The organism is Loktanella sp. IMCC34160 (assembly GCF_004145845.1).
GTDB lineage: Bacteria > Pseudomonadota > Alphaproteobacteria > Rhodobacterales > Rhodobacteraceae > SELP01.
The window spans coordinates 651,661-662,919 of sequence record NZ_SELP01000001.1 but is presented as its reverse complement, the minus strand read 5'-3'; the positions used below and the strand labels follow the sequence as shown (position 1 = coordinate 662,919).

General features: G+C 64.5%; 12 protein-coding genes. 1 reads left to right on the top strand and 11 read right to left on the bottom strand.

The genetic code is table 11. The annotated features are described in order from the left end of the window. Positions 1-52 precede the first annotated feature (52 nt). The 8 genes from EU803_RS03235 to EU803_RS03200 form a co-directional block, all read right to left on the bottom strand. Positions 53-1,327 carry an ABC transporter permease subunit gene (locus EU803_RS03235; RefSeq protein ID WP_129679684.1) on the bottom strand — a complete coding sequence of 425 codons (1,275 nt, stop codon included), beginning with the start codon at positions 1,325-1,327 and terminating at the stop codon, positions 53-55. Beyond that, positions 1,324-2,130, bottom strand: a complete 807-nt coding sequence (locus tag EU803_RS03230) for an ABC transporter ATP-binding protein (RefSeq protein WP_129679682.1) — start codon at positions 2,128-2,130, stop codon at positions 1,324-1,326. The genes EU803_RS03235 and EU803_RS03230 overlap by 4 nt, the downstream gene beginning before the upstream one ends. Before the next feature lie 98 nt (positions 2,131-2,228). Further along, positions 2,229-3,179 carry an ABC transporter substrate-binding protein gene (locus EU803_RS03225; protein WP_129680162.1) on the bottom strand — a complete coding sequence of 317 codons (951 nt, stop codon included), beginning with the start codon at positions 3,177-3,179 and terminating at the stop codon, positions 2,229-2,231. Between the two features lie 115 nt (positions 3,180-3,294). Beyond that, positions 3,295-3,525 carry a hypothetical protein gene (locus EU803_RS03220; RefSeq protein ID WP_129679680.1) on the bottom strand — a complete coding sequence of 77 codons (231 nt, stop codon included), beginning with the start codon at positions 3,523-3,525 and terminating at the stop codon, positions 3,295-3,297. A 284-nt stretch (positions 3,526-3,809) separates the two neighbouring features. Then, a complete protein-coding gene (locus tag EU803_RS03215; RefSeq protein ID WP_129679678.1) occupies positions 3,810-4,829 on the bottom strand; it encodes a putative sulfate exporter family transporter in 1,020 nt (339 codons plus the stop codon). Positions 4,830-4,842: 13 nt separating this feature from the next. Further along, positions 4,843-5,856, bottom strand: a complete 1,014-nt coding sequence (locus EU803_RS03210; protein ID WP_129679676.1) for an Ldh family oxidoreductase — start codon at positions 5,854-5,856, stop codon at positions 4,843-4,845. A 42-nt stretch (positions 5,857-5,898) separates the two neighbouring features. Next, positions 5,899-7,080 (bottom strand): UxaA family hydrolase, encoded by a 1,182-nt coding sequence (locus EU803_RS03205; protein WP_129679675.1) that lies wholly within the window; start codon positions 7,078-7,080, stop codon positions 5,899-5,901. Between the two features lie 12 nt (positions 7,081-7,092). After that, positions 7,093-7,383: a UxaA family hydrolase gene (locus EU803_RS03200; RefSeq protein ID WP_129679673.1), complete on the bottom strand. Its 291-nt coding sequence runs from the start codon at positions 7,381-7,383 to the stop codon at positions 7,093-7,095. Between the two features lie 113 nt (positions 7,384-7,496). Here EU803_RS03200 and EU803_RS03195 point away from each other — a divergent pair, with 113 nt between their 5' ends. Then, on the top strand, positions 7,497-8,219 hold the full coding sequence (locus EU803_RS03195; protein WP_129679671.1) for a GntR family transcriptional regulator: 723 nt from the start codon (positions 7,497-7,499) through the stop codon (positions 8,217-8,219). On the opposite strand, the gene EU803_RS03190 is transcribed toward EU803_RS03195, so the two are convergent. The 3 genes from EU803_RS03190 to hisD are packed head-to-tail and all read right to left on the bottom strand — an operon-like array spanning position 8,216 to position 11,251. Further along, positions 8,216-9,190 carry an alcohol dehydrogenase catalytic domain-containing protein gene (locus EU803_RS03190; protein ID WP_129679669.1) on the bottom strand — a complete coding sequence of 325 codons (975 nt, stop codon included), beginning with the start codon at positions 9,188-9,190 and terminating at the stop codon, positions 8,216-8,218. The two genes, EU803_RS03195 and EU803_RS03190, sit on opposite strands and share 4 nt — an antisense overlap. Further along, positions 9,187-9,948 carry an SDR family oxidoreductase gene (locus EU803_RS03185; protein ID WP_129679667.1) on the bottom strand — a complete coding sequence of 254 codons (762 nt, stop codon included), beginning with the start codon at positions 9,946-9,948 and terminating at the stop codon, positions 9,187-9,189. The genes EU803_RS03190 and EU803_RS03185 overlap by 4 nt, the downstream gene beginning before the upstream one ends. Beyond that, positions 9,941-11,251 carry a histidinol dehydrogenase gene (gene hisD / locus EU803_RS03180; RefSeq protein ID WP_129679665.1) on the bottom strand — a complete coding sequence of 437 codons (1,311 nt, stop codon included), beginning with the start codon at positions 11,249-11,251 and terminating at the stop codon, positions 9,941-9,943. The genes EU803_RS03185 and hisD overlap by 8 nt, the downstream gene beginning before the upstream one ends. Between the last annotated feature and the right edge of the window lie 8 nt (positions 11,252-11,259).

Genomic DNA, 11,259 nt, shown 5'->3' with positions numbered 1-11,259 from the left:
CGCCCCGCCGAATGTCCGGCGGGGCGGTTCGCGTATTAGGGGGTGGCAGGGCCTAGCTGCGGCCCTTCCACGGCACCAGCGTCCGTTCGATCTTGCGCATCAGTATGTCGATGCCAAACCCGATCACCCCGATCAGGATGATCCCCATCAACACTATATCGGTCAGCTGGAACTTGGACGCGACCATGATCATCATCCCCGCCCCTTCCGACGCGGCGACCAGTTCGGCCGCAACCACGGTGCCCCAGCAGACCCCCATCGCCACGCGGGCACCAGTGAAGATTTCCGGCAGGGAGTTGGGCACGATCACATGCCGCATGATCTGGAACTTGGACGCCCCCAGCGAATAGGCCGCGTGCACCTTGGTGATATTCACCCCGGACACCCCGGCCCGCGCCGCAATGGCCATGATCCAGAGCGAGGCAAGGAACAACAAGATGATCTTGCCCGTCTCTCCGATCCCGAACCAGATGATGACCAGCGGGATCAGGGCCAGGGGCGGCACCGGGCGCATGAATTCGACAATCGGTTCGAACCAGCCGCGGAACCAGTTGGACAGGCCCATGGCATAGCCCAGTGGGATGCCCAGAAGCGCCCCGAAGAAGAACCCCGCCACGACCCGGAACAGGGAATAGCCAAGGTGCCGCCACAGGGTGCTGTCGCGATACCCGTCATTGGAAATCTCGATCACACGCGACACCACAGCCTCGGGCGGCGGCAGCCAGATCGGCTCCATCTGAAGGCCCGACGGCGGGGCAAAGCTGATCGCGCCCTTGTCGGTCAGGGCAAAGCGGCCAACGTCCAGCGTCAGATCGGTATCCGGCCCGATGGCCTCGCCGTTGATCGCAACCACGCGGGCATCATCGCTGCGCTTGATCTCGTCGTTGCGGTCAAACAGAATCGTCGTGGACCGCGAGGCGTTCATCGACACCGCGTCATCCTTGGCGAAACCGTCACCCGGATCGACCTCGAAATTGGCGGTCTCTTCGCCGAAACCAACAACCCGCACATGCACGGTCGCGTCATCGCGCGACCCATCCGCCGCCTCGAGAGTATAGGTGAAACTGGTGTCGCCGACGAAGGGGCCGGGCGCATGGAGGAAGCTGGGGATCCAGTTGGACCCGGTAAACGCGCCCCAGATCAGAAAGATCGTCAGGACCGAGATGATCGAGGCCGAGCGGTTCGACGTGACCGCGCTTTCGTCGCCGAAGGTCACGGTTTTGAGCGAGGTGAAATCGTTGGTGGTGCGGCGCACCAATGCGCGGATCAGGAAGAACGACCCGACGAAGATCGCCACATATACCAGAAGGATAATAAGCCCGGTCATTTTTCCGCCTCCGTCCGGCCCATGATTTCTTCTTCCATGTCCCAGATCATCTCGAGGATTTCTTCACGCGTGCTGGCATAGCCTTCGGCTTTCTTTACGTCGCGCAGGTCCGCGCCCACGCCCATATCGGCAAAGGGCAGCCGGTATTCCTTGTGGATGCGGCCCGGACGCGGGGCCATGACCAGTAGACGTTCGCCCAGAAGCAGCGCCTCTTCCACCGAATGGGTGATCAGGATGATGGTTTTGCCCGTCTCTTTCCAAAGTTTCAGGACAAGGCCCTGCATCTTTTCGCGGGTCAGCGCATCCAGCGCGCCCAGCGGTTCATCCATCAGGATCACGTCTGGGTCATTGGCAAGGCAGCGTGCCAGGGCGACCCGCTGCTGCATCCCGCCGGACAATTCGTAGATCGCCTTGTCCTTGAACCCCCCAAGACCGGTCACGTCGAGAAGGTGATCGACATGAGCACCCCACTGGGCCTCGGACTGGCCCTTCATGCGGGGGCCAAAGCTGACGTTGGACCGCACGTCCATCCACTCGAACAGCGCGCCCTGCTGGAACACCATTCCGCGTTCGGCATCGGGGCCGGTGACGGTATGGCCATTCATCACGATCTTGCCGTCGGTCGGGGCCAGAAACCCCGCGACGATGTTCAACAGCGTGGTCTTGCCGCAGCCCGACGGGCCCAGCACGCTCATCAACTCTCCGGGTTTGAGGTCAAGCGACACGTTCTGAAGCGCCTGAACCGAACTGCCGTTGGGCAGATCGAAGCGCATAGAGATATTCTGAATTGATAGTCCCGACATATCGGCCTTTGCTTTCGCACGTGTGGGATTTTCGGGCGCACAGCCGTGCGTCCGGCCGAAACGGGAGGGGCGGGACAACCCGCCCCTCCACGAAGGTCTTACATGTCAGCGGCAGCCGCGAGCGGGCCGGTGTTCACTGCGTTTTCATAGGTGTCCAGCGCACCGTCGATCGACCCCGCCTCGACAAAGACGTCGGCGACGCCCTTCATGAAGGCCTGCGCGTTGCCACCCAGCCAGGTCGGGCTCAGCTGTTCTTCGATGGTGGGGAAGACGAAGGTGGAAATGGTTTCCATCGTCGCCTCTTCCGACATGCCCGCGTCCTTGGCGATCAGCGGCAGCATTTCGGCGTGGTTCGCCGGATCGGCCCACATGGCGTTGGCATCGGCGGTCACCTTCAGGAAGGCGGCAACCATATCCCCGTTTTCGGCAACCCAGTCCGCCGGGCCCGAGGTCACGTCGAAGACGAGGATGCCAAGGTCGGTCTTTTCAGCGCCGGTCAGAAGCACGTTGCCATGTTCCAGCGCGCGGCGCAGCGACCCGCCCCAGCCACAGAACATATCAACCGCGCCCTGCGCGAAGGCAGCCGCACCATCCGGCGGGTCCATGTCGACAACGTCCATCGACGCCACATCGACCCCGAAGTGGTTCATCTGGTTCAGGAACCCGTAGTGCGCGGCGGTGCCCAGCGGCACGGCCACGCGGCGCCCGGCCAGTTCCCCGGCGTTCATCTTGTCGATCTCAAGCTCGGCCCGGACCACGCAGTTGTCGTTGTCGGCATAGGACACGGCAACGTCGAGGATCTGCAGATCCTGCCCGGCGGAAGTGGCGACCACGAAGGGCGGCACGCCCTGGCTGACCGACAGTTGCACATCGCCCGAGGCCATGGCAGCGGACATCTTCACGCCGGATTCAAAACTGACCCAGTTGATGTCGACACCAAGGGCCTCTTCATAGGTGCCCATCTGCTTGGCGTATTCGAACGGCATCGGCCATTCGAGGAAGTAGGCAACCGTGATTTCCTCGGCCACGGCCTGCGCGCCCATGAGCATCGCAGCCCCGGTCGCAAAGGTCGCAACCGTATTCTTGAAACGTCCAATCTTCATCATTTTCTCCCTTGTTATAGAACCACCAGTTCCGGCGTGTCCCCGGCTGGCTTTTTGTTGTTCACCCCGTCAGCCTAAAGCCCGGAGCGTCGTGCGGCAACGCCTGCGTCCGAAGATTATCCGCCGCGGCGCAGCAATTATGCCGACCTACTTTTCCATCTTCAAAGCGCCCTGCGATGATGAAAATTGGCTCCGTTCGGACGCCCTCTTTTCCATTCATTTTCAAAATCATAAAGGTCGATCCTGAGGCATCGCTTGAACTTGAAGACTTGGGAAAATCGGGTCGTGTCATCGCCTCCTGTTCCTGATGGCCAAAGAAGTTTGGACCACCCGTTTCGGCGCTGCGGAAAAGACATCGGCCGATCCCGATCGCCGGTTTCCACAGTGCACCGGGATGACACGTCGTGCCGGTGCCAGATGCACCGGCGGTGCGGACGGTCCGGCGGGTCGAAAGACGATCCCGCCTCGGGCGCCCGCGGCAACGCTTACCCTAGGTCACTATGACTCAGCCCCGGGCGAAAGTTAGGTCCAGTTGAGAACAGATATCCATCCAGATTGCCGAACGCCCTGTTCGCGTCACGGGGCGAGAGCGGTCAGCCCGACCACGATGAAAAGCGCGAGGAAGACAGTCTCGGCCACGAGGAATAGCGCCGCTGTGATGCCGACATTCAGGATATCCTTGGGCAGGGTCTTGAGCCCGACCGATCCAATGGCGATCAGCAAGAGCCAGCGCGACCCTTCGGAGGCCGCCGCAGTGACCCCGGCGGGTAGCAGCCCCGCCACGCCCAGCGCAGCCAGCCCGATGAACCCCATCACGAAATGCGGCACCAGCGGCGGGCGTTTGCCCCCGACCTCGCCCGCGCCGGCGGCCGCGCGGATCACCATGGCCGCGATAATGACCACGGGGGCCAACATCACCACCCGCAGAAGCTTGACGAGGGTTGCGACGTTGCCGGTTTCCTCGGAAACCGAAAAGCCCGCGCCGACCACTTGCGCCACGTCATGCACCGTGGCCCCGATGAAGATCCCCGTCGTCCGGTCGTCAAACCCCACGAACTGTGCCAGCACGGGATAGAGGATCATCGCGACCGTGGACAGAAGCGTGACCCCGACCACGGTGAAGATCAGCCGTTCCTCGGACCGGTCATCCTTGGGCAGGATCGCGGCGATGGCCATGGCGGCAGAGGCCCCGCAAATCGCTACCGCCCCCGACGACAGGAAGGCAAAGCGGTAGCGGAACCCGAACAGGCGCGACGACAGAAGGCCAAAGCCGATGGTCGCCCCGACCCCGGCCACCACCAGCGCGATCACGTCCCAGCCCAGAACGCCCAGCATGTCGGCACTGATCCGCACCCCCAAAAGGGCGACCCCCAGCCGCAGCACCTGCCGCGAGCCAAAGTCGATGCCGGGCCGGGTCCGGGCCTCGGACCCCAGAAAGTTCAGCGACATCCCGAACAAAAGCGCCAGCAACATCGCGGGCGCGCCATAGTGTTCGGCGACGAACCGGCTGGCCAGCGCGATCAGGACGGCAACCAGCAATCCGGGGAACAGTGCATTTGCCCGCTCGCGCAGGCCGGTCATCTGGAGGTCTGGCATCGGAATTCTTTCGTCAGGAGGTGGCGGCGGCCATGTCTCGGGCGGCATCGACATAGGCACGCGGGATGGTCAGCCCCCCGGACTGCGCCTTCGCCAGCGCGGCAAGGCGGCGTTGCCCCGGCAGCCGCGCCCCCTCCATCGCCGCGATCTGGGACAAAAGCGCCTCGATCCGGGCGGCAAACCCGACCGGGTCGCCGGGCCGCAGCAGAAGCAGGAATTGCCCCGCCCCCGGCGGCGGGCCATCGGCAGAGAGGAAGGACGACATTTCCGAACTGAACCGCGCGCCGGTCAATCCGGCGGCCAGAACCTCGACCATCAGGGCAAGGGCAGTGCCCTTGGCCCCGCCGATCGGGACCATGGACCCCGCCAGCGCGGCGTCAGGGTCGGTCGTGGGGTTTCCGTCGCGGTCCAGCGCCCAGCCTTCGGGGATCGGCTGACCGGTCTTTTTCGCGTTCATCACCTTGCCCCGCGCGACATTCGACAGGGACAGGTCAATGACCAGCGGTGGCCCGTCCGGGCGCGGCGCGGCGAAGGCAATGGGGTTGGTGCCGAACAGCGGGGTCTTTGCCCCCCAGGGCGCCATGGCCGAGGGCGTGTTCGCCACCATCAGCCCGACCAGTCCGGCGCGGGCGATGCGGTCCACCTGCACCGACAGGGCGCCGCAGTGGTGTGACCTGGAAATGGCGACCGATGCGGTGCCATAGTCCCGCGCCGCCGCGATCCCCGCCTCGATCCCGAGGTCCAGCGCCGGATAGGCAAAGCCGAACCCCGCATCCACATGCAAGGCGGCTGTGCCAGTGCGGGTCAGATCGGGGGTGGCATCGGCGCGCACCTTGCCGGCCTGCATCTGCGCGACATAGTCCGACAGGCGGGAAAACCCGTGGCCCACCTGCCCCTCGGCCTCGGCCGCGACAAGGGCGCGGGCCACGGACAGCGCCACCGGATCGGGCGCGCCATTGGCGGCAAATGCCCGGTGCAGGAGGTCTGTCGCCTCGGTCAGGCTTAGGGTTTCTGTGGTCGCGGTCATCCTGGCAAAAGGCGGGCGGCGATGGGCCGCCCGCCCCTTATCTTAGGCGCTGCGATACAGCTTCGTCATCGAGAATTCCCGATGGCCCAGCGCTTCGGCAGCAGTGTTGCGGCCATTCGCGGTGCGGCAGATCATCTCGATCAGGGCGTCGCCCGCCTCGTCGATGGTCTGTTCGCGGCGCAGGATGCCGGATACGTCGACGTCCACATGCTCGGACATGGTGCGCACGGTGCGTGGGTTGGCGGTGATCTTGATCACCGGGACGATCGGGTTGCCGACCACATTGCCCTGCCCGGTGGGGAAGGTGTGGATCACGGCGCCACCGGCGGCCATCAGGGTCACGCATTCGGCAGCCGCCGAGGAGGAGTCCATGAAGTAAAGGCCATTGCCCGACTTCGGCTGTTCGGCGGGTTCTAGAATGTCGATGAACTTCGAGGTCCGGCCGATCTTTTCAAGGTTGCCCAGCGCCTTTTCCTCGATGGTGGTCAAGCCGCCTTCGATGTTGCCCTTGGTGGGCTGGCTGTCCGACAGGTCGTCGGTCTGGTGAGCGAAGATCACGTCGTCCTGATAGGCCTTCCACATCTTGTACCAACGCTCGCCAACCTCTTCGTTGATCGCGCGCTTCTGGCAAATGTGTTCCGCCCCCGTGATTTCGGAGGTTTCGCCGAAGAAGCCGGTGATCCCTTCGGGCAGCAGCTTGTCATACATGTTGCCGACCGTCGGGCAGGAGCCGAGACCAGTGGTGGTGTCGGATTCACCGCATTTGGTCGAGACCCAGAGTTCCGAGATCGAGCATTCCTCGCGCTGGTATTCCGAGGTCATATGCACGAAATCCTTCGCCGCCCAGGAGGCGCGGCGGATGGTTTCGAAATCGCCGTTCTGTTCAATCGAAAACTCGGCGACCGGCTTGCCGGTGGCGCGGATGCCGTCGGCAATGCGCTTGGTCCAGCCCGGTTCGATCCCGATGACAACCACGGCGGCGACGTTCGGGTTGGCCCCGGTGCCGATCATGGTGCGGAAGTGCAGCTCAAGGTCTTCGCCGAATTGCAGGCGGCCATAGGCGTGCGGAATCGCCATAGTGCCTTTGACGTTGTTGGCCACGGCCTCGCAGGCGGCGTTGGAAATGTCGTCCACGGGCAGGATGACAACGTGGTTGCGGACACCGACCCGGCCGTTTTCGCGACGGTAGGCCCGGACAGTCATGTTGGAATATTTCGATGCCATGATCCGGTCTCCTTACCAGCGCTTGGTTTTGCAGTTGTGGGTGTGGACGTGGGCGCCCTTGGGGATGTCGGCGATGATCTTGCCGATGTCCTCGCCGTATTTCATGGCGGTGTCCCCGGCCTTGAGATCCTTCAGCGCGATCTTGTGGCCAATCGGCACATCCGCGCCCGAGGTCATCCGGAAGGTGGAATTGTCGTGGGTCACGCAGCACAGCATGTCGGTGCCGGCGGTCAGACCTTCGACAACAACGACGCCGACATTGTCGTCGTGCTCGTGGACGAGCAGGTGGGGAATTTCAGCCATCGGGGACTCCTATCGTGTATCTTTTGTCTTATATAAGACTCAAGACCATGGACTTGTCAATCCGAGTCGGTAGAGTATTGGGACAGAAGCAGGGATTTAATCGGGGCAAAGGGATGCCACAGGACAGCAACGCGATCAGCCTCAAGCCGCTGTACCAGCAGGTGCGCGAACGCCTGCTTTTGCGCCTGATCGACGGCGACTGGGTGGCGGGCGATGTGATCCCGAGCGAGATCCAGCTCGCGCAGGAATTGGGCGTCTCGCAGGGGACGGTCCGCAAGGCGCTGGACGAGATGGTCCGCGACAACATCCTGCGCCGCAAGCAGGGCCGGGGCACCTTTGTCGCCAGTTCCGACGACGCGGAATTCGTGTTCCAGTTCTTCCGCATCCAGCCCGACGATGGCGACCGGGTGCTGCCAACATCCGAGGTGCTGTCGGTGCGCAAGGAACGGGCGGCGGCCCTTGTCGCCCGCCTGCTGGAGATCGACCGCGGCGCCGATACATTGCGCATCGACCGGGTGCGCAGCCTGAACGGACGCCCGGTGATCTCCGAAACGGTGGTTCTGGTCCGGGCGCTGTTTCCCGATTTCCCGGCGGCTGCGGATATCCCGAATAACCTCTACAACCTCTATGCCAAACGCTGGGGTATCCGTGTCGGGCGCACCGACGAGCGGCTGCGGGCCGGGTCCGCCACCGCGGAAGAGGCTGCGCGGCTGGCCTGCGTCGAGGGCACCCCGCTGTTGTGCATCGAACGGGTGGCGCGGGATCTTGGCGGCACGCCCGTGGAACTGCGCCTGTCGAACTGCCTGACCGACGGGTTCCATTACGCTGCGGGCTAAGGCTTCAGCACGATCTTCGGCGCGGCAACCTTGCCCGCGCGGATATCGGCAAAGGCCCCCTGCCCGTCTGACAGGCTCCGTTCCTCGACCCAGTCCAGCGCCCCGAGCTGCCCGTCGAACATCGCCTGCGCGGTGTCGCGGAAATCCTGCGCGGTATAGGTGTAGGTGCCGATAAAGGTGATCTCTTGCAGGGTCATCCGCCGGATATCGAGACCCCCTGTGTCTTCGCCCAGCCCGATATGCACGATCACCCCGCCCGGCGTCGCCCGGGCCGAGGCGATGGCCCGGGTCGCGGCAAAGCCGACCGCATCGACGACAATGGGATATCCCCCCTCCGCCGTCGGAACTGTCGTCAGCCCGCACTGCTTTTCCAGATAGGCGCGGCGGGTCGGGTTCGGTTCGGCCACGGTCACATCGTCGCAGCCCATCGCCCGCAGCGCCAGTGCGGCAGCCAGCCCGATGGCCCCGCCACCGATCACCAGCGCGCGACGGTCGTCCGACGGGTGCAGCGCCGCCAGCCCGAGGCGCACGGCATGCCAGCTGACGGCGATCGGTTCGGCCAGCGCGGCCTGCCCAAGCGATACATGCTCCGGCACCGTGACCAGATTGCGTTCGGGCATGGTGACCCACTGGGCAAAGGCCCCTTCGCGCGGCGGCATGGAAATGATCTGCCGCGACGGGCACAGGTTTTCCCGCCCGCTTTGGCAGGCCGGGCAGATGCCGCAGGTGACCAGCGGGTTGATCGTCACCCGTTCGCCATCGCGCGGCCCGCCGGTGATGACACCCGCCGCCTCGTGCCCAAGGATCAGAGGCGCGGGGCGGCGCGCGTCATGGCCAAGATAGGCATGCATATCCGACCCGCAAATCCCGACGCTGTCGACGCGGATCAGGACCTCGCCCTTTGCCGGGGCCGGGTCGGCGGCATCCTGATAGGCAAGTGTTTCCACCCCGGTATAGACAAGCGCCTTCATTTCGCGGTGAACCCCCCATCCAGCATCAGGATTTGGCCGGTGACATAGGCCGACGCCTCGGAACAGAAAAACAGGACCGTGCCGTCCAGATCGTTGGGGCGGCCGTTGCGTCCGATACAGGTCTGCGCGGCATTGCGGGCGGCGCGACCGGCATCGTCGAAAACCGCCTTGGTCAGCTCGGTCGGGAAGAATCCCGGCCCGATCGCGTTGGCGGTGATCCCATGGGCCGACCAGGCTTCGGCCATGGCGCGGGTCATCTGGGCGATGCCGCCCTTGGTCGCGCCATAGGCGATGCCGCCGGGGAAGGCCCGCGTGGATTGAAGCGAAGCGAAGTTGACGATCCGGCCCCAGCCCTTTTCCTTCATCGCCGGCACCATGGCGCGGGCAAGGAAGAACGGCGCGGACAGGTTGATTGCCAGCGTCGCGTCCCAGCCTGCATCCGTCACATCATCCGCCGGTTCGCGGGTGTTCAGCCCGGCGGCGTTGATCAGAATGTCGGGCGGGCCAAAAGGCGCGGCGATCCGGGCGACCGTATCGGCCAATGCGCCCCGGTCGGCGATATCGGCATCGACGGCGGCGCAATTCGGACCGGCCGCGTCGCACAGGGATTGCAGGGCGTCACGACGACGCGCCACCCCCACAACCTGTGCCCCGGCCCGCGCAAGGACCAGCGCCGCCTGCCGCCCAAGGCCGGAACTGGCCCCGGTAACACAGGCGACGCGGCCCGCGACGCTGAACAACCCGGACGTGTCAGACATCTTCCGGCGTCAGGTCGAAGTTTTCGTTCGGGAAGTATTTTGCCAGCCGGATGTCCGCCGTCCGGGCATGGCCCTCCATCCCTTCAAGGCGGGCGATCCGGGCGGTCGCCACGGCCACGGGTTTCGACCCTTCGCGGGTGGCCCGCTGCCAGGTGACGATCTTCATGTATTTGTGGACCGACAGCCCCCCGGTATAGCTGGCCGCGCCAGAGGTCGGCAGCACGTGGTTGGTGCCCGAGGCCTTGTCACCAAAGGCAACGGTGGTTTCTTCGCCAAGGAACAGCGACCCGTAGCAGGACAGCCGTTCCAGCCACCAGTCCAGATCGGCGGCCTGCACCGTCAGGTGCTCGGGCGCATAGTCGTCCGAGGTCGCGGCCATTTCCTCGCGGTCGGCGCAGACGATCACCTCGGCATAGTCGCGCCATGCGGCGGCGGCGTTGTCGCGGTTCACGTCCGGAAGGTCGTCGATCAGGGTGGGGACCAGCCGCATCACCTCTTCGGCCAGCGCCCGGTCGTCCGTGACCAGCCAGACCGGAGAGTTATAGCCATGTTCCGCCTGCCCCACGAGGTCGGCGGCGACGATCATCGGATCGGCAGTCTTGTCGGCAAGGATCAGGCTGTCGGTCGGGCCCGCGATCATGTCGATCCCCACACGGCCAAACAGCATCCGCTTGGCTTCGGCCACGAACTGGTTGCCGGGGCCGACAAGGATATTTGCCTTGGGCAGCCCGAACAGGCCAAAGGTCATCGCGGCCACGCCCTGCACCCCGCCCATGGCAAGGATCTTGTCGGCGCCGCAGACATGGGCGGCGTAAACGATGGCCGGGGCGATGCCCACGCCGGGGCGCGGCGGCGAACAGGCCACGATATTCTTGCAGCCCGCGACCTTGGCGGTGGTGACCGTCATGATCGCGCTGGCGATGTGGCTGTAACGCCCACCGGGAACATAGCAGCCCGCCGCATGAACCGGGATCGCCTTTTGCCCGGCGATCAGGCCGGGGACCACCTCGACCTCGAAATTGGCGACGGTATCACGCTGCGCCTCGGCAAATTTCTTCACGTTGGCATGGGAAAATTCGATATCCCGGCGCAGTTTTTCCGGCACCATTTCGGTTGCGGCGGCGATGGCCTCGGGCGAGAGGATGATCTCGCCCTCGTACTGATCGAATTTCGCGGCATAGCGCAGTGCGGCTTCGTCCCCGCCCGCCTCGATATCGTCGAGAATGCCACGAACGATCTCTCTGGTTTCGGACGCGTCGCTGCGCGAATGAAGCTTGGCCTTCTTGAGATACTCTCTGGGCATGGTGTGGT